The following is a 17,162-nucleotide window of genomic DNA, read 5'->3' on the forward strand; positions in this document are numbered from 1 at the left end:
AGGCAGTTCCAAAATATAGATTGTTATCCTTAAAGTGTMTTAGATCATAAAGTTGCTGGCTCTAAGATCTACATCTATATAGGGGTTAGTCCAGTTTTTGGAGGTTTACAAGGCCGTTGGCTTGTGCTCTATTGCCTTTTATGTCGCGCAATACTAGGTTTTGGAGGATGATTAGCGTTGTTTTCTACCAAAGCTGTTTGGTTGTCCACAAAGTAGTGCGTGTTGAGGTAGTTTACCGTAAATTCGGCACCTGTGAAACGACCGATGCCGGTTATTTTGGGGTTTTTGAAAGTTCCTTTAATATCGACATTGGCATTGCCTTTACCCCGTAGGTCAGATACCAAATTGCTCAGGAAAGGCTGGAATATTGTTAGGTCAGTCTCTTTCAGTGTTCCCTTAAGATTTAGCGGTTCATTTTCATCATATAGATTATAATTTCCGTTGACAAGGATGCCACGACGTTGCTCGTCCAGCAATTGAAGGTCTATCAACACAGATCCTGCCACCGGCTCAAAGTCTGCTCGTAAGTCCAATTTACCTACAGGAATGTCATTATAAAGGATAGGTGAAGTGTGAATGTTGGCGGAAGCTAATGGCTTACGGAAAACGGAAGTGATGTTTAATTCTCCGTTCATGTCACCTTGCAGGTCTATTCCCAAAGGTCTGGTGACACCTCCTAAGGAGGCTAGACTGAAATCGTTGAATTTAACCTGCAGCCTGTCGTCATCATTGGATAGTATCCCATCAAAGCGTATTTTCTGTCTATCGTGAGAGACCAACAAATTTTCTATATAGATTTTACCTTTGGAGACACGTAGCCTAGCGTCATCGTTGATATTCCAATTTTCTCTGTTGATTATGATTTCTGAAGGACGAAGATGGATGTTTGCCGGCTGGTGATAGGCAAAATAAATATCTCCGTTGAGATTTAAGTAGTTGGTAGCTTTCTTGTCCGATAGCTCTATATTGAAGACTAAACTATCGTTGGCCAACACATTGGAGATGGCGATATGGTTGATATAGGTGCTGTCGCTGAAGTTTATTCTGTCGGCATTGATGTTTAAGGAAAAGGCTCTTTGATCGGCATTTTCATTAATGGTAAGGTTGCTGATTTTTATGCCTTTGTAAGTGATGGAAGGACTGTACGCCTCAAATTGAGCCGTATAGTCTTCGGAAGAAAATTGAGCATTGAGCTGAGCCCCGTCATCCAGTTTTAGGTTTGGATCAAGCAAGGCTGATATAGGTTTAAAGGATTTTACTTTGACCTCTAAGTTGAAATTCTGCGGATTATATGGTGTTGTCTCAATATTTATTGCCGGTGCGTAGCGCATAGCCAGTGAGCGGAAATAAGGAACTACGGTGTTTAGGTCTATATTTCCTTTGAGATGTATGTCCAACACATCCGAGGTGAGGTCTATTTTTCGATAGTTTTGGTCTCCACTAGCTGCAAAATCTATTTGCTGTATCAGAAATTCTCCCTTGGTAGTGGTGAAGAGCAGATCTTGTACGGTAGTATTGCCTTTTAGGGTATTCAACGAGTTGCCGTTTAGCTCGGTGGAGAGCTGAGCGTGATGGATGATGTACAGAGTCTTTGGTTAGGCATTGCAGCTTATTGGGAGAGGCATAGCTAATGGTGGATAGGATTTTGTAGTTCGGCTGTTCTCCATTCCAATCCAATTCGGCATCATAATTCATTTCGAGGTTTGGGTCTTGAACAGATCCGTTGACATTCAAGATTCTATTTTGAACAGTTCCCTCCAGTCGGATTTGTTGATAATTGTAGTTTTGCAAGTGAAAAGAGTGAACAGTACCTTTGAAAGAAGCTTGAAGAACATTTGGTGATAGTCCCCATCCTTCAAATTCCAGATTGAATCCTTGTTTTCCCAAGAAATTTTTGCTCTACAAAATCTCCCAAAAGGAAAGAATTTGATTTTATAGAACCATCGTAGGCCAACTCCTTGTCAATTCGGATGTGAGCATCGGTCTGCAAAGAGCCCAAGCCTGTAGACAGATTTCCCTTAACATCGAAATCATTATAATGACCTTTGAACAGTCCTTGATAGTGTATATTCTTTAAATGGTGGAGTGCGGAAGGAAGATTGAATGTCTTGGCATTGGACAGTTGCGACACCAGAAGCTCTATATCCGGTGCCGTACTGCTAAGCTGAGCTATATCAAAATCGAAAATGGTTTTATTGATGTTGGGTAACCCGATGATGCGGAAATTTCCCGACAGGCGGGTGTGCTGTGCGGTGGTCATGTCCACATCTCGGGCTACGATATGTTTTACGGTACCTTTGAGCTGTGCTCTCTTTATTTCCGTAAAAAATCGGATCTGCTCTACATCAGGAGCAAAAAAAGCGATATCTCTTGAATCTACTGAAGAATTTTTTAGAAGCAGGGTTACCTGCACTTTATCTATAAATTCACCGAAATCCTTGATGTCGTTGTATTCGAATGCTAGATAATCCCTAAGCTGCGATCGATTTGTACGAAGAACAAGCTTAGAGAATTCCATTTTATGATCGGACAATACTAACTCGGAAGATAGTTCTTTAAGGGAAAAGCCGGACCTTTCCTTCAGTGTCAACTTGCTTATTCGCGCTGTCTTCACGGAGTCTATCTTGATCTTGTCTACCGTGCCGGATAGTTCGGTAATATATAGGTTTGCAAAGTTTACACCACGACGTGGGTACTTGTATTTGTGGTTTATGAGTCGGAGCTTGTTGTTTGCAAATTGGATTTTATCGATTTTAAGTTCCAGCTTTTTTGAAGGTTTCTTCTTAGCTGTTTTAGGTTTACTGAATAAACGGATATATTTTGTCAGGTTCGTGCTATCTGCATACACTTCGTAGTTCAGCAAAGCTTCTTCTAGCTTAAGTTCCTCAATAGTTATTTTATTGTTGAAGAAATTACGTAAGTTCAGTGAAGCATGCAGCTCTTTGACAGATAGAGTTGTATCCCCTGATGTTTCAACAACAGCGAGATTATGTAAAGTTAATGTAGAAAAAGGTTTGAAAAATACTTTTTCTAAAGTTATTTTCGCTTGAAGTTCTTTGCCAAGGAAATCCGCAACGCGTTGAGTGAGGTAGCTTTGCACAGCGGCGAACTGCAGGGAGAATAACAACAGTACTGTTAGTACGAAGATACTAACAAGACTCCAGAGCGCTATTTTTAGTAATTTTTTGATACTTTTGTCCTTTAAATAATTATTTTTCGAAATGGCTGTAATTCTTGGCATTGAGTCTTCCTGTGATGAAACTTCTGCATCTATATGTATTGACGGTGAGATACGCTCAAATATTATTGCAACTCAGGCTATTCACGCCAAATATGGTGGAGTGGTTCCTGAACTTGCATCGCGAGCACACCAGCAGAATATCATTCCTACGGTAGATCAAGCTATACAGCAAGCCAAAATTACGAAAAATGATGTAGATGCCGTAGCTTTTACACGCGGCCCCGGTCTTTTAGGCTCTCTATTGGTGGGAACATCTTTTGCTAAGTCCTTTGCTTTGGCACGACAGATTCCTCTTATCGAAGTCAATCACATGCAGGCCCACATATTGGCGCATTTTATCGATGAACCGAAGCCGAACTTTCCTTTTTTGTGTCTTACGGTGTCGGGAGGGCATACCCAAATTGTCCTAGTAAAAGACTATTTCGATATGGAACTTATCGGCCAGACGTTGGATGATGCGGCGGGAGAGGCCTTCGACAAGACGGCAAAAATCTTGAATCTTCCTTATCCTGGAGGGCCGCTCATCGACAAATATGCGCAGCAAGGTGATTCCAAAGCCTTTGCTCTTCCGGAACCCAATATTCCGGATTTGAATTTTTCCTTCTCAGGTCTTAAAACAGCCATTTTATATCTAGTGCAGGGAGAGTTGAAGAAAAATCCTTCCTTTTTGGATGACCATCTTTATGATCTCTGTGCATCCGTTCAAGATCGCATTGTTTCTATCTTGCTGAATAAGTTGCGTAAGGCGGCTAAGATAACAGGAGTAAAAGATGTAGCCATTGCAGGCGGGGTATCTGCTAATTCCGGACTGCGTAAGTCGCTGTACGAAATGGGAGAAAAGTATAAATGGAAAGTCTTACATTCCTAAATTTGAATATTGTACCGATAATGCCGCTATGATAGCCATCGCCGGCTACCACAAATATCTCAAAGGTGAATTTGTAGAGCAAGATATCGCTCCCTTAGCACGTTTGAATGTTGTAGGATAGGATAGGATAGGACTTTTAAATGGTATAATATAAAAAGACAAAGGTTTCAATCTTGGATTGAAACCTTTGTCTTTTTATAGCTTTGCTATGTTTTACTTGCCTTCCAATACTTTAGTTACCAATTCAGCAGCTTCTTTTAATAAGATTGCTGAGTAAACTTGAAGACCTGATTCGTCGATTAATTTTTTAGCTTCTTCAGCGTTTGTACCTTGAAGACGAACGATGATAGGCACAGGAATATTGCCAATTTCGTTGTAAGCGTCGATCACTCCTTGCGCTACACGGTCACAACGTACGATACCACCGAAGATGTTGATCAAGATAGCTTTTACGTTAGGGTCTTTCAAGATAATGTTGAAACCAGCTTTTACTGTTTCAGCATTAGCAGTACCACCTACGTCCAAGAAGTTTGCTGGCTCACCACCGGCTAATTTGATGATGTCCATTGTTGCCATAGCAAGACCGGCACCATTTACCATACATCCTACGTTACCGTCAAGTTTTACGTAGTTAAGGTTGGATTCTCCGGCTTCTACTTCTGTAGGATCTTCTTCTGTGATGTCGCGTAAGGCTGCTAAGTCAGGGTGACGGAACAATGCGTTCTCATCTAAGTTTACTTTAGCATCTACAGCCAATACTTTGTCGTCAGAAGTTTTTAATACAGGGTTGATTTCAAACAAAGAAGCGTCGATAGATTCGTATGCTTTATATAAAGCAGTAACGAATTTTACCATTTCTTTTTGTGCGGCGCCAGACAAACCTAAGTTGAAGGCAATCTTGCGTGCTTGGAAACCTTGTAAACCTACTTTAGGATCGATTTCTTCTTTGAAGATAAGGTGAGGTGTTTTTGCTGCTACCTCTTCGATATCCATACCGCCCTCGGTTGAGTACATGATGATATTACGGCCTTTTGCACGGTCCAATAATACCGACATGTAGAATTCTTTTGTTTCACTTTCTCCTGGATAGTATACGTCTTGGGCGATTAATACTTTATTTACTTTTTTACCTTCTGGTCCCGTCTGTGGGGTTACCAACTGCATACCGATGATTTCCGAAGCCTTTTGACGTACTTCGTCAAGGTTTTTAGCAAGTTTTACACCACCGCCTTTACCACGGCCACCAGCATGAATTTGAGCTTTAACCACAACCCAGTCCGAGTTGAAGTCTTCCTTCATCTTTTTAGCAGCTTCTACTGCTTGTTCTGGAGTTTCCGCAACGATACCTTCTTGGACTCTAACACCAAAACTTTTAAGTATTTCTTTTCCTTGATATTCGTGAATGTTCATTGATAAAAAATTTGACGTAAAAATATGACTTTTATTCTTAAGAGACAAGAGTTTATTTGGATACTTTTGTGTTTAGAGTGGAATATTTTGCGCAGAAATAACAATCTGATTCTTTTTCTTAAATTAGTGCAATGATTTTACAGGCATCCAATATTTATAAGTCGTACGGGGATCTTCCATTTTAAAGGGGGTAGATCTGACGGTAGAGAAGAGCGAGATTGTTTCCATTGTAGGGGCATCAGGAGCGGGGAAAAGTACTTTGCTGCATATTATAGGTACCTTGGACAAGGCGGATCGTGGAGAGGTGACCATCGATGGTGTGCAGATCAATAAGCTTTCTGCGAGGGAGCTGAGTGCTTTCAGGAATAAAAATATTGGTTTTGTTTTTCAATTCCATCACCTGCTTCCGGAGTTTACGGCATTGGAGAATGTCTGTATTCCGGCATATATCGCGGGGACGAAAGCTGGCGACGCACAGCATAGAGCTATGGAATTACTGGAACTGCTAGGCGTGGCGGGACGTGCTCAGCATAAGCCTTCTCAACTTTCTGGAGGTGAACAACAGCGTGTGTCTGTGGCCCGAGCTTTGATAAACAGCCCGAAAATCATATTGGCGGACGAACCTTCCGGAAATCTGGATTCCGAGAATGCGGCAGCGCTGCATAAGCTATTTTTCGATTTGCGGGATACTATGGGACAGACTTTTGTCATCGTGACGCACAACGAAGACCTAGCCAACATCTCGGACCGAACCGTACATATGAAGGATGGTTTGATTTACTAGTTAAAAACTCATTACGTTGGAAAAGATATTGATTACCGGTGCTACACATGGTTTAGGGGTGCGTGTAGCCAAAATGTTAGAATCTTCTTTTGAAGTAGTCCTTAGTGCTTCCGAGAATATCCCCGAATTTATGAGCCATAAGATTATCTCTATCCCGAAAGGGGTAAATCCTACTTTTGCTCATGAGATGCTGAAGTTGGCATTGGACAAGGGGTGTTCTTATATTCTGCCTTTGCTGCTGCTGGAAATAGAATCTCTTAGTCGAATTCTTTAGTACTTTTTGAGGAGTACGGAATTACCGTCCTATGTCCTTCGAAGGCTCAGCTAGAGGATATGGAAATTGTTCCGAACCCGCCCAAAGAGCTGCCGCTCAGCGTGCTAGTAGACAAGCGTGACCTGTTAGCACAGAGAGAAGTAGATATAGAAGCTAATGGTCTTGGCATCATATCGGACTCGGGAGAAGAGTTTTTGTTAGCCATTGCAAGATGATGGGTGAGAAGTTAAAAAATATTCCTACAGACAGAAAGCTGTACGCTTTTGAATTGGACGATGTCCTTTATCCCTATCAAGATTATATTCTGCAGATTTATTATCTGTTTGGGAGTTTCTATGAATTTACCGAAGGGACGGTAAAAGCCAATGACTTGGCTCATTTTATGAAAAAGGTGTATATGCATCATGGGGAAGACATGGTATTCGATGCCGCAAAGGAAGTTTACGGTATTGACGAGAAATATAAGGAGAATCTGGAAAGGCTGAAGGCCAACGGTATTTTGCCGCTGCGCCTTGAATTGTATGAAGAAGCAAAACAGCTGCTTCTTTCGTTATTAGAAAAAGGAAAGCAGATTTGTGTCTTGACGAAAGGAAATCCGGTAGAACAGTTGAATAAACTCAAATTTTTCGAATGGGGAGCCTTAGAGCAATATCGTAAAAGTATAAAAATCTATTTTGTTGATGAGCTGCTTCATCAGCAAATTGATATTATTCCTTATCTTGCAGAGGAATTTACTGTAAATGAGGAAGATATTTTTGTGGTCCATTAATCCGAATTAAATTTTCTTGACGCAGATGAATACTTCAAAATATTCTATTCTTATCGTTTTGGCTTGCTTAATTTTCTTTTCTTGCAGAAAAGAAGAAAACATTATCGTCCAAGATTTATACGCTATTGATAAGTCTAGGACGTATACAGAGAACGAGTCGGAGAATAGAATAAAGGAACAGGTATGGTTTTATTATAAATACCTTTCTTTGTGGGAAGAGAATATTTATCCGAAAGCTGAAGATTTTGACCTGATGGAAACAACGGGTTATATCCGGGAGAATTTTACCAATTATTTTCAGACAGCTTCGGATGTATTGGATTATCTAATGGGGTTAACACGACGTACTACCAAAGGTTACACCATGACTTCCTCCTTTCCCGGAGAGAATCCTTTCCGTTTCTATAAGAAGCTGAAAAGGACCACCACGGCAGAGAAAGGGGATTATGACAGATATACATACTTTGATCGTGGCGGATTTATCAGTGGAGCCGTAGGTTCTTCACCTTACAGAGAGTCTATGGGCATGAATCTCTTATATCTGCAAAATGAGGATAACTCCAACAAGTATTTGTATGTAGCCTATGTGGAAAAGCATTCACCAGCATATCGAGCAGGTATAAGAAGAGGTGCCCGAATTCTCAAACTGAATGACGACGCTAATATAGATTATAACTATCAAAGTGATAATCAATTTTACCAGCTCGAAAGTTATCTGCATTCCAATTCTCTAAAGGTAGAATATAGAAGCAAGGAAGGGGAGGTAAGGGTTGCTCAGCTTCAGTATTCCAATAGCATTACAGATGTGGTGTATAAAGATACTGTTGTCACCGTTGATGGTATCAAGATTGGATATCTCGGTTTTTCTTCTTTTTTAAGAAAGAATGCATGGGTATTGGACGGAGAAGTACAGAAGACCTTTTTAACCCGTATCCATGAAGTTTTTAACAATTTTAGTTCTCAAAATATAGATGAGCTGGTAGTAGATCTAAGATACAATGGAGGTGGATATATTGATATGCAGGAAGAGATTGCTAATTTTATGGTGCCCCAGCAGGCATCAGGTCAGTTAATGAATACTTATAAGATCAACCGCTATCTCAAGAGTGAAGGAAAAGATGAACCTGGTGAAGACTTCGCACCAGTATATTTTAATAAGCGAGGGGCTTTAAATTTATCTCGTGTATATTTTCTTGTTTCTGAAGAGACCGCTTCTGCCAGCGAATTGTTGATCAATGTATTGGTGCCGTATATGAAGGTCTACATGATAGGTACCTACGCCATGGAAAATGGAAAAGCTGTTGCGCAAAATACATATGGCAAGCCGGTAGGTTTTTTCGGTGTTCCTATCCTTAGCTCTTCAAACCAGCTGTATGTAGCCTCGTTTCAGATGTTCAATAAGGATGGCTTTGGCGACTATTTCCATGGTCTTGTTCCACAGCATCATGTGTGGCCGTATCAGTATTTTTATGATTTTGCTGATCCTCGGGAGTCCTTGTTTGCTGCTGCCATAGCACACATGCAAACAGGCAATTTTCCTTCGACCGTCTCGCGATCAATAAAGGAGGGAAGAGAAGCGTTTAATCCTAAGGATTATACCCCAGTATTTGGAAATAGATATTTCCCAATGATGATAAAAGAAACAGAGAAGCCTTTGCGTTCACTTCAAAATCAATAGATTGTAGTACTTAGTTTTAGAAATGAGGAAAGACTATGGCCAATAAACCCGTTACAATTAAAGAAATAGCCCGTAAGCTGCGAATATCCCCTTCCACGGTATCTCGGGCGCTGAACGACCATCCTAGCATTGGTTTGGTGACTACTGAGCGCGTGAAAAAAATGGCTGCTGAGTTGGGGTATGAACCTAATCAGACTGCTTATTTTCTTCAAACAACGCCGAACTTTTATTATCGGGGTGATATTACCTAAACTTTCAGAACCTTTCTTTGCAGAAGCCATTTCGGCCATTGAAGATGAGGCAGCAAAGCATAATTATACAGTACTCTTAGGTCAATCTTTGGATAGTATAGAACGTGAAAAAAATATTGTAAATACTTTCCGTAATCATCGTGTGGATGGTATCATCATGTCTTTGGGAAAGAATACGACAGATCTTAGTTTCATCGAAGCATTAAATAAGTATAATATCCCTATAGTTTTTTTCGACTGTGTCCCTGAGCAGCTGAATGTTCCCAAGGTTTCCTGTGACCTTTCTACGGGTATTTATGAAGCTATCGAGGCGTTCAAGCAAAGAGGGCATCAGCATGTAGCCTGATAAACGGACCGGAGACGCTCCATGCCTCTGTCGAGCGGACACATAGCTTTAAGCAGGCCTTGGAGAGATGTGGATTGCCTTTTCATGAAGATTATGTTTCCCATACAGACTTGACGGAAAAAGGCAATTTTGAAGCGTTTCAACGTCTGCGTAATTTAAAGGAAAAACCTTCTGCCGTTTTATCGTTCAACGATTTCGTCACGCTGGACTTGATAAAATATGCTAAAGAAAACAATGTTCTTATAGGTTATGATATCCATGTGATTAGCTTTGCCAACTATCCGTTGTGGAAATATATGGATAATCCTCCTCTGGCAAGTATCGAACAATATCCTGCTGAACAGGCTTCCATTGCTTCGCGAATGTTGTTCCGACTCATCAATAATGAAGGTAAGGAGGAGTTGCCTGTAGAAAATGCTAAGCTTTCTTCTAAGCTGGTGTATCAATAAATGGAAAGGAAAGCTAAATTATACTGCATAAAAAAACAGCTGCTCAATTAATGCAGCTGTTTTTTTTTATGATTAATTAGTGTTATTCTTATAAGTGGATTACTTCACCATAGGCGTCAGCTGCAGCTTCCATGATAGCTTCACTCATGGTAGGATGAGGGTGAACAGACTTGATGATTTCATGTCCAGTAGTTTCCAATTTGCGGGCAACTACCACTTCAGCAATCATTTCTGTTACGTTAGCACCTATCATGTGGGCACCTAAGAACTCACCATATTTGGCGTCGAAGATAACTTTCACGAAGCCGTCTTTGGCGCCGGCAGCCGAAGCTTTACCCGATGCAGAGAATGGGAATTTACCTACTTTGATTTCATAGCCGGCTTCGCGTGCGGCTTTTTCAGTATATCCTACGGAAGCAATTTCTGGAGAGCAGTATGTACATCCAGGAATATTGTTGTAGTTGATAGGTTCTACGTGAAGGCCTTTGATTTTTTCTACACAGGTTATAGCTTCTGCTGAGGCTACATGTGCTAGAGCCTGACCTTTCACGATGTCTCCGATAGCGTAAACGCCTTCTACATTTGTTTTGTAGAAATCGTCTACTACTACACGACCTTTTTCTACTTTTACACCTACTTCTTCAAGACCTAGGTTTTCGATATTTGGTGTGATACCTACAGCGGACAATACTACTTCTGCTTCGATAACTTCAATACCTTTTGCTGTTTTGATGTTTACTTTGCAGAGGTCACCGCTAGTATCAACGGACTGCACCTCAGACTTAGTAAGGATGTTGACACCTTGTTTTTTAAGCGACTTTTCAAGGTGTTTAGAGATTTCCTCATCTTCTACAGGGACGATGCGGTCCATAAATTCTACGATGGTAACTTTTGTACCTATCGCGTTGTAGAAGTATGCAAATTCCACTCCGATAGCGCCGGAACCTACGACTACCATAGATTTAGGCTGTTGTGGAAGGTTCATTGCTTGACGATAGCCGATAATTTTTTTGCCGTCTTGTGGCAGGTTAGGTAATTCTCTTGAACGAGCACCTGTAGCTAAGATTGTATGTTTGGCTGTATATTCTTTGACGCTGCCGTCAGCAGCTTTAACTTCTACTTTACCACCTTTTTTGATTTTTGCGGTACCCATAATCACGTCTACCTTGTTCTTTTTCATCAAGAACTGGATACCTTTGCTCATGCCTTCAGCAACCCCACGACTTCTTTTAATAATTGCACCAAAGTCAGCTTCACCGCCTTGAACTTTAATGCCGTATTCATCAGCATGTTTCAAGTACTCGAACACTTGAGCACTTTTCAATAAAGCTTTTGTAGGAATACATCCCCAGTTTAAACATATACCACCTAAAGCTTCACGCTCTACAACGGCAGTTTTAAAACCTAATTGAGATGCTCGGATAGCAGCAACATAACCACCCGGTCCAGCTCCAATCACAATGATGTCGTAGTTCATATAGTTTTTGAATTATAGTTTCTCTTTCAATTTGTATGCCAAAAATACATTTTTTTTTTGGCTTTATGAATAGTCTCTCCGCAGGATATTTGACTTATGAAGATAAAATTATGGCATGAGAATGTAAATTATGTCAGCAATCGGTCAATAAATACGATGGGTGGATGTCCTTTCAATTAATTGTATATTTTAGCGCTAAACACATTATCTTATGTTACGTATATTCAGACAAATAGCGCTGTGGGAAGCGATTTCGACCTTAATTTTATTTTTTGTTGCCATGCCATTAAAGTATTTTGCCGATCTTCCGTTGGCAGTGCGTGTTGCCGGTTCCATTCATGGTTTTCTGGTTGTAGTATTCGTTATTATGCTTCTTATGTGTTGGAAGACTTACCAATGGAAAATTTCGCGCGTATTTAAATACTTCTTCCTCTCTCTTATTCCTATAGTATCTTTTTGGGTAGAAAAAGATCTTAAGAAAGATATATTACACCTCCGCAAATAAGTAGAAGTCTATATTTCAAATTATAAAGATAAAAGCTAAAGCATGACACTTTAGCTTTTATCTTTTGGTAAGTCGTTAATACTCATGTAAGCGTAGGTAATTTCTTTTTTGCCATGAGGGGTAGGAACACCATTTTCGTTGAGGTTTACGAATACCATCTTATCTATGGAAAGTATGGTTTTTCGTGTAATCTTGTTACGTACTTCGCAGGTTAGGGTGATGGAGGTGCGTCCAAAATGGGTGGCTGTTATCCCTAGCTCGATAATGTCTCCCTGTTTGGCAGAGCTTACAAAGTTGATCTCAGAGATAAATTTGGTCACCACATGAGGGTTGCCCAGCTGTACGATGGCATAGATTACGGCTTCCTCATCGATCCAGCTTAACAGTCGACCTCCAAATAATGTTCCGTTAGGGTTGAGGTCTTCGGGTTTTACCCATTTTCGAGTATGAAAGTTCATAGGCTTAAGGATTTAAAAAACAAAAAGTGAATAAAATAGTAGACTTTATCAGATGCCGCTGTTATAATGAAAGGTAATAAAAGCGATTTCAGCATGACTTTTTATGACGGCGAAGAAAAAAGACTATTCTTAGAATTTGTACATGATACAAATAAAACTATTGAATGGGTTAAATCCAAAAATATTGATGGACACATCCAATGGTTTAAAACAGAAAAAATAGAACAATTTTTTGGATTATCATCAACTTCTTCAACAGTAATTGTCATTATACATTGCTCACAAGACCGTTGAATTGTTTTTGTTGAATGGATATATAAGCAAAGAGGCAAAGTTTTTACTTTGCCTCTTTTATATTTTAAGCGTGAATAGCTCTGTTTGCCGTAGCAGCGAGTGCCGCTTCTTTTATAGCTTCCGTATAAGTAGGGTGGGCATGACAGATTCTTGCAATATCTTCAGCAGAAGCACGGTATTCCATGGCTACTACTGCTTCGGCAATCATATCTGCTGCACGCGGCCCTATCATATGGACGCCCAGCACTTCATCTGTTTCTGCATCAGCAAGGATTTTTACGAAACCGTCCGTATCTCCAGATGCTTTAGCACGTCCTGATGCCTTGAAAGAGAAGGTTCCAGTTTTATATTTTACACCGGCTTCTTTAAGCTGCTCTTCGGTTTTACCTACAGAAGCTACTTCCGGCCAAGTATAGACCACTCCCGGAATCAGGTTGTAGTTGATATGTGGTTTTTGCCCTGCAATTCTTTCTGCTACATACACTCCTTCTTCTTCGGCTTTGTGGGCAAGCATAGCGCCTCTTACCACGTCACCGATAGCATAAACGCCTTCCACAGCCGTTTCCATATGTTCGTTGACAGGGATTTTGTTTCCTCTTTCTTCCGGTGTGATGCCTATATTTTCTAATCCTAAATCTTTGGTATAGGCTACACGTCCTACAGCCACGATACAGTAGTCACCTTCAAAAGTTGCAGGTTGACCTTTAGCATCCTCTGCTGTCACTGTCACTGTTTTACCATTGTTAGTAGCACCTGTAACTTTGTGGCCTAAGAAGAACTCCATGCCCAATGATTTTTTCAATACACGCTGCAGTTCTTTTCCAAGGCTGCCATCCATGGTGCTGATGATAGATTTTGCGTATTCAATTACAGACACTTTAGCCCCTAGACGCGCATAAACCGATCCTAATTCCAAACCGATGACACCACCACCGATAATAATTAGGTGTTTTGGCACTTCTGTAAGGTTCAATGCTTCGGTAGAAGTGATGATACGTTTTTTGTCTATAGGTAAGAAAGGAAGCGCGGTAGGTTTGGAACCTGTAGCGATAATTATATTCTTTCCTGTGATTTCTTCTGTAGAACCGTCTTTTTTCGTAATCTTGATGGTGTTTTTGTTTATGAAAGAACCAACACCTTCGTACGAATCGATTTTATTTTTCTTGAAAAGAAAAGAAATACCGGCTGTATTTTGAGCGATCACATCGTTTTTACGATCGATCATCTTTTTCAAATCTATTTTGAGATCTTTTACAGATATACCGTGGTCTGCAAAGGCGTGAGCCGCATTGTGATAATGTTCTGAAGTATCCAATAAAGCTTTTGAAGGGATACATCCTACGTTAAGACATGTACCTCCAAAGGTGCTATATTTTTCTATTACTGCTGTTTTTAAGCCTAATTGAGCACAACGGATAGCAGACACATAACCCCCTGGACCACTACCTATAACTATGACATCGTATTGCATAATTGCTGATTTAAAATTTTATTGCAAAGTTAATGTTTATCAATTACTATTGCCAAATTATGTTTGCATAAAAAAAGGCACTTTGATGTGCCTTATACATATCTTAATATTGCTATTTATTCTGCAACGATTTTTCCTTTCATGACGCCGAAATGGCCAGGGAAACTACAGATATAATCGTACACTCCTTTTTCCAATGTTACGGTGATTTTGTCTTCTTCACCAGGTCCTAACAATTTGGTATGAGCAACGATAGATGTTAATGATGACTTAGGGATATATTCGTTGTCTGCCGCCGATGATGCTTCTCCACCGAATGTTGCTAGGTCTACGCCTGGCTTAAGGATGACAAGGTTGTGACCCATTGATTCTTTTGGCATGGTGCCTACGTTTTTGAACGTAATTTCAACAGGTTCGCCAGCTTTTACACGAATCAATTCTATGTTGAATTTCATTTGGTCATTACCCTCTACAGTCCAAGTATTAGAAATTTGAACATTCTCAATACCTTCCACGGTTTCCGTAGAGGCGTTAGACACTTCTTCTGAGGTAGCATCCGCATTGTTTGCATTATTGTTGTTATTATTGCCACCGCAAGAAGCGAAAGCCAATGTTAAAGCAATCGATGGAATTAAAAAATATTTTTTCATATCTGTTTATAATATTGACTTTTTAAAGTTAAGAACATTCTTGATAACGAAACAATTAAATCGGAATTTACTGTCTATTTTTGTAAATATTGACAATCTTATTATACAAGTCTGCAGGATCGAATGGTTTTGCGATTACTTCGTCGGCGCCCACATCGATGGCAGCCTTTTGCTCGTGTTCCATGACGGATGCGGAAACCGTGAAAATAGGGATTCGCCTTTTTTGAGAGTCCGGATGATTACGGATTTCCATAATAGCTTCGAACCCGCTCATCACGGGCATATGGGTGTCCATGAGTATGAGATCAAAATCTTGGCATTCCAAAGCATTGAGAGCTTGGCGTCCATTTTTGACAATGGTGACCTCACAGTTCCACGTTTTGAGCATATGAGAGAGCATGAAGCTGTTTAGGTCATTATCTTCAGCTACCAATACCTTGAAGTCCGATAATTTTTCAAAGTTGGCATAGCTTTCTATCTTTTCTTTTTGTTTGATAGACTGGTTTTTGGCTTCCTTGATGTCTGCTATGAAGGAGAAGGTAGAGCCTTCACCATAGACGCTATCTACTGTCACCGATCCATTTAAGAGTTCAGCGAGCTTCTTGACAATGGTAAGTCCGAGACCTGTTCCGCCGAATTTTTTCGTAATCTTATCATCTCCCTGTTCGAAGGCATCGAAAATTTTATCTACAACTTCTGGTTTAATGCCAATACCGGTATCTTTTACCGCAAAACGTATGGTGTAGTTATCCCCTTTCTTTTCCAATAGGTCTACGGAGAGGACTATACTTCCCTCCTCGGTAAATTTTAGACTATTGGATATAAAGTTGCTGATAATCTGCTTGAGCCGCAGAGGGTCAAAAAACATCAAAGCCGGAATCCGATTGTCGATATCAATTTGAAGGTTAATATTCTTGTTCTGTGCCTTGATGTTGAATATGTTTATCGTCTCATGTATAAGATCTCTGAGGTTGAAGTCTTCAAACTCTATTTTCATCATTCCAGAGTCTATTTTGGAGATGTCGAGGATGTCATTGATGATCATCAGTAGGGAGTTTGAGGCACTGCTCAGACGGTTGACCCAATCACGTTGCTCTTCCGAAAGGTTAGAGCTGTTGAGCATATGAACAATTCCTAAGATGCCGTTAAGGGGTGTACGTATCTCATGACTCATGTTGGCAAGGAATATTTCCTTGGACTTGCGTGCATGTTCGGCCTCCTTGTTGGCTTGAATCAGTGCAATACGTGACTGTTCGAGCTCTGCATTTTTCTGAATAACCTCTTCCTGAATACGTACATGCTTTACGAAAGTTGTAACCTTGGCAATGGTAATGGCTGGATTCAAGGGTTTATATAAGTAATCTATTGCACCACTTTCGAGACCTTTAATCAAGTATTTATCCTCTTTGGATATGGCAGTCACCATGATAGCTGCGATATGGCTTGTCTTAGGGTTAGATTTCAGCAAGGAGACGAATTCAAAGCCGTTTATTTCCGGCATCTGAACATCAACAAGCGCTATGGAAATGTCGTTTTTCCAACAAAGTTTAAGCGCCTCATTGGGGTCTGTGGTGCTGATGATATTGATGTCGGGTATATCTTTCAGCAGGGCTTCCAGACTAATGACATTTTCTATTCTATCATCAAGAATCAAAAGGTTGATGTTCTTCATCGCAAACTATTATTTTAAATCTTTGAAAAAGCTGATAATCTGTTCGTCGTTCCACACAAGAGCACCTGTGGTTGCTTTTATACCGGCTCTAGGCATGGTATCTATAATTGCACATTCGGGATTCTGTACAATGGCCCGTCCTCCGAAAGCTTCTACTAGCGCTAGACCCTGAGCTCCATCGGCGTTTGCTCCCGACAGCAGGAATGCCGTACAGCTTTTTTTGTAAATCTGTGCTGCTGTCTCAAACAAAACGTCGATGGAAGGTCTTGAATAATTGATATACTCGGAGCAGTCCAGTGAAAAACTGTAATCAGGCTCCACCAGCAGATGATATCCTGCCGGAGCAAAGTAAACATAGTTCTTCTGGATTTTCATATTATTGTAGACAGAAGTAATATTTCTTTGTAACTTTTTCGCTAAACTGCTCTCTATCTGCGTTTCAAATTTTTTATTGCGATGGAGCACGATACAGATGGCCTGCTCAAAATATGAGGGCAACTGCCCAAGGAACGTCGTAATCATACTGGTTGGAGGATCTGCAGGTTCTTACCCTTTGATTACGACG

Annotated in this window: 19 protein-coding genes and 2 pseudogenes; 11 read left to right on the plus strand and 10 right to left on the minus strand. The window is 40.4% G+C overall.

Annotated features, from left to right (window positions below):
- Nucleotides 1–128: 128 nt before the first annotated feature.
- The 3 genes from SD31_RS14755 to SD31_RS14760 are packed head-to-tail and all read right to left on the minus strand — an operon-like array spanning nucleotide 129 to nucleotide 3,241.
- The gene (locus tag SD31_RS14755; protein WP_052258574.1) at nucleotides 129–1,535 is read right to left on the minus strand and encodes a hypothetical protein; all 1,407 of its coding nucleotides are present in this window, start codon (nucleotides 1,533–1,535) and stop codon (nucleotides 129–131) included.
- A complete protein-coding gene (locus SD31_RS16945; RefSeq protein ID WP_197053494.1) occupies nucleotides 1,441–1,887 on the minus strand; it encodes a hypothetical protein in 447 nt (148 codons plus the stop codon). Before SD31_RS16945 ends, SD31_RS14755 begins: the two co-directional genes overlap by 95 nt.
- Nucleotides 1,856–3,241 (minus strand): AsmA family protein, encoded by a 1,386-nt coding sequence (locus SD31_RS14760; RefSeq protein ID WP_052258575.1) that lies wholly within the window; start codon nucleotides 3,239–3,241, stop codon nucleotides 1,856–1,858. The genes SD31_RS16945 and SD31_RS14760 overlap by 32 nt, the downstream gene beginning before the upstream one ends.
- Between SD31_RS14760 and tsaD the strand changes: the two are divergent.
- A pseudogene (gene tsaD, locus SD31_RS02520) lies at nucleotides 3,222–4,230 on the plus strand (tRNA (adenosine(37)-N6)-threonylcarbamoyltransferase complex transferase subunit TsaD). The gene SD31_RS14760 and the pseudogene tsaD sit on opposite strands and share 20 nt — an antisense overlap.
- Before the next feature lie 92 nt (nucleotides 4,231–4,322).
- Here tsaD and sucC read toward each other — a convergent pair.
- On the minus strand, nucleotides 4,323–5,519 hold the full coding sequence (gene sucC, locus SD31_RS02525; protein WP_039052982.1) for an ADP-forming succinate--CoA ligase subunit beta: 1,197 nt from the start codon (nucleotides 5,517–5,519) through the stop codon (nucleotides 4,323–4,325).
- 134 nt (nucleotides 5,520–5,653) lie between these two features.
- Between sucC and SD31_RS02530 the strand changes: the two are divergent.
- The 8 genes and pseudogenes from SD31_RS02530 to SD31_RS19785 all read left to right on the plus strand — a co-directional run bounded on the left by SD31_RS02530 (nucleotide 5,654) and on the right by SD31_RS19785 (nucleotide 10,070).
- Nucleotides 5,654–6,303, plus strand: a pseudogene (locus SD31_RS02530) (ABC transporter ATP-binding protein).
- A gap of 16 nt (nucleotides 6,304–6,319) precedes the next feature.
- On the plus strand, nucleotides 6,320–6,577 hold the full coding sequence (locus tag SD31_RS14765; protein ID WP_052258576.1) for a hypothetical protein: 258 nt from the start codon (nucleotides 6,320–6,322) through the stop codon (nucleotides 6,575–6,577).
- A 59-nt stretch (nucleotides 6,578–6,636) separates the two neighbouring features.
- On the plus strand, nucleotides 6,637–6,792 hold the full coding sequence (locus SD31_RS16375) for a hypothetical protein (protein WP_156138156.1): 156 nt from the start codon (nucleotides 6,637–6,639) through the stop codon (nucleotides 6,790–6,792).
- Nucleotides 6,789–7,346 carry a hypothetical protein gene (locus SD31_RS02540; RefSeq protein ID WP_039052983.1) on the plus strand — a complete coding sequence of 186 codons (558 nt, stop codon included), beginning with the start codon at nucleotides 6,789–6,791 and terminating at the stop codon, nucleotides 7,344–7,346. The genes SD31_RS16375 and SD31_RS02540 overlap by 4 nt, the downstream gene beginning before the upstream one ends.
- Nucleotides 7,347–7,371: 25 nt before the next feature.
- Nucleotides 7,372–9,024, plus strand: coding sequence for a S41 family peptidase (locus tag SD31_RS14770; RefSeq protein WP_156138157.1), 1,653 nt, complete (start codon nucleotides 7,372–7,374; stop codon nucleotides 9,022–9,024).
- A 35-nt stretch (nucleotides 9,025–9,059) separates the two neighbouring features.
- Nucleotides 9,060–9,275 (plus strand): LacI family DNA-binding transcriptional regulator, encoded by a 216-nt coding sequence (locus SD31_RS18135; RefSeq protein ID WP_052258578.1) that lies wholly within the window; start codon nucleotides 9,060–9,062, stop codon nucleotides 9,273–9,275.
- Nucleotides 9,262–9,621, plus strand: a complete 360-nt coding sequence (locus tag SD31_RS19780) for a substrate-binding domain-containing protein (RefSeq protein ID WP_052258579.1) — start codon at nucleotides 9,262–9,264, stop codon at nucleotides 9,619–9,621. Before SD31_RS18135 ends, SD31_RS19780 begins: the two co-directional genes overlap by 14 nt.
- On the plus strand, nucleotides 9,621–10,070 hold the full coding sequence (locus tag SD31_RS19785) for a substrate-binding domain-containing protein (protein ID WP_262506507.1): 450 nt from the start codon (nucleotides 9,621–9,623) through the stop codon (nucleotides 10,068–10,070). The genes SD31_RS19780 and SD31_RS19785 overlap by 1 nt, the downstream gene beginning before the upstream one ends.
- Nucleotides 10,071–10,158: 88 nt before the next feature.
- Here the strand turns inward: SD31_RS19785 and lpdA (SD31_RS02555) are convergent, their stop codons facing one another.
- A complete protein-coding gene (gene lpdA, locus SD31_RS02555; RefSeq protein ID WP_039052984.1) occupies nucleotides 10,159–11,547 on the minus strand; it encodes a dihydrolipoyl dehydrogenase in 1,389 nt (462 codons plus the stop codon).
- A gap of 211 nt (nucleotides 11,548–11,758) precedes the next feature.
- Here lpdA (SD31_RS02555) and SD31_RS02560 point away from each other — a divergent pair, with 211 nt between their 5' ends.
- Entirely contained in the window at nucleotides 11,759–12,052 is a 294-nt protein-coding gene (locus tag SD31_RS02560) for a DUF3817 domain-containing protein (protein ID WP_039052985.1), read from the plus strand.
- Nucleotides 12,053–12,102: 50 nt separating this feature from the next.
- Here the strand turns inward: SD31_RS02560 and SD31_RS02565 are convergent, their stop codons facing one another.
- Nucleotides 12,103–12,510: an acyl-CoA thioesterase gene (locus tag SD31_RS02565; RefSeq protein WP_039052986.1), complete on the minus strand. Its 408-nt coding sequence runs from the start codon at nucleotides 12,508–12,510 to the stop codon at nucleotides 12,103–12,105.
- A gap of 66 nt (nucleotides 12,511–12,576) precedes the next feature.
- On the opposite strand from SD31_RS02565, the gene SD31_RS02570 reads away from it, so the two are divergent.
- Nucleotides 12,577–12,804 (plus strand): hypothetical protein, encoded by a 228-nt coding sequence (locus tag SD31_RS02570; protein ID WP_039052987.1) that lies wholly within the window; start codon nucleotides 12,577–12,579, stop codon nucleotides 12,802–12,804.
- Between the two features lie 64 nt (nucleotides 12,805–12,868).
- On the opposite strand, the gene lpdA (SD31_RS02575) is transcribed toward SD31_RS02570, so the two are convergent.
- From lpdA (SD31_RS02575) to SD31_RS02590, 4 genes are all read right to left on the minus strand, one after another.
- Entirely contained in the window at nucleotides 12,869–14,275 is a 1,407-nt protein-coding gene (lpdA, locus tag SD31_RS02575; RefSeq protein ID WP_039052988.1) for a dihydrolipoyl dehydrogenase, read from the minus strand.
- Between the two features lie 116 nt (nucleotides 14,276–14,391).
- Entirely contained in the window at nucleotides 14,392–14,925 is a 534-nt protein-coding gene (locus tag SD31_RS02580; protein WP_039052989.1) for a plastocyanin/azurin family copper-binding protein, read from the minus strand.
- 67 nt (nucleotides 14,926–14,992) lie between these two features.
- The gene (locus tag SD31_RS02585) at nucleotides 14,993–16,597 is read right to left on the minus strand and encodes a response regulator (protein ID WP_039052990.1); all 1,605 of its coding nucleotides are present in this window, start codon (nucleotides 16,595–16,597) and stop codon (nucleotides 14,993–14,995) included.
- 9 nt (nucleotides 16,598–16,606) lie between these two features.
- Complete coding sequence (locus SD31_RS02590; protein WP_231561090.1) at nucleotides 16,607–17,119, minus strand: chemotaxis protein CheB; 513 nt, start codon at nucleotides 17,117–17,119, stop codon at nucleotides 16,607–16,609.
- Between the last annotated feature and the right edge of the window lie 43 nt (nucleotides 17,120–17,162).

Source organism: Sphingobacterium sp. T2, assembly GCF_000814685.1.
GTDB lineage: Bacteria > Bacteroidota > Bacteroidia > Sphingobacteriales > Sphingobacteriaceae > Sphingobacterium > Sphingobacterium thermophilum.

Bases quoted from the DNA above. Each gene is read 5' to 3' on its own strand.
- SD31_RS14760 (WP_052258575.1), bottom strand. From the start codon at position 3,241: ATGCCAAGAATTACAGCCATTTCGAAAAATAATTATTTAAAGGACAAA.
- sucC (WP_039052982.1), bottom strand. From the start codon at position 5,519: ATGAACATTCACGAATATCAAGGAAAAGAAATACTTAAAAGTTTTGGT.
- SD31_RS16375 (WP_156138156.1), top strand. From the start codon at position 6,637: ATGGAAATTGTTCCGAACCCGCCCAAAGAGCTGCCGCTCAGCGTGCTA.
- SD31_RS02540 (WP_039052983.1), top strand. From the start codon at position 6,789: ATGATGGGTGAGAAGTTAAAAAATATTCCTACAGACAGAAAGCTGTAC.
- SD31_RS14770 (WP_156138157.1), top strand. From the start codon at position 7,372: ATGAATACTTCAAAATATTCTATTCTTATCGTTTTGGCTTGCTTAATT.
- SD31_RS18135 (WP_052258578.1), top strand. From the start codon at position 9,060: ATGGCCAATAAACCCGTTACAATTAAAGAAATAGCCCGTAAGCTGCGA.
- lpdA (WP_039052984.1), bottom strand. From the start codon at position 11,547: ATGAACTACGACATCATTGTGATTGGAGCTGGACCGGGTGGTTATGTT.
- SD31_RS02560 (WP_039052985.1), top strand. From the start codon at position 11,759: ATGTTACGTATATTCAGACAAATAGCGCTGTGGGAAGCGATTTCGACC.
- SD31_RS02565 (WP_039052986.1), bottom strand. From the start codon at position 12,510: ATGAACTTTCATACTCGAAAATGGGTAAAACCCGAAGACCTCAACCCT.
- SD31_RS02570 (WP_039052987.1), top strand. From the start codon at position 12,577: ATGAAAGGTAATAAAAGCGATTTCAGCATGACTTTTTATGACGGCGAA.
- lpdA (WP_039052988.1), bottom strand. From the start codon at position 14,275: ATGCAATACGATGTCATAGTTATAGGTAGTGGTCCAGGGGGTTATGTG.
- SD31_RS02580 (WP_039052989.1), bottom strand. From the start codon at position 14,925: ATGAAAAAATATTTTTTAATTCCATCGATTGCTTTAACATTGGCTTTC.
- SD31_RS02585 (WP_039052990.1), bottom strand. From the start codon at position 16,597: ATGAAGAACATCAACCTTTTGATTCTTGATGATAGAATAGAAAATGTC.
- SD31_RS02590 (WP_231561090.1), bottom strand. From the start codon at position 17,119: ATGATTACGACGTTCCTTGGGCAGTTGCCCTCATATTTTGAGCAGGCC.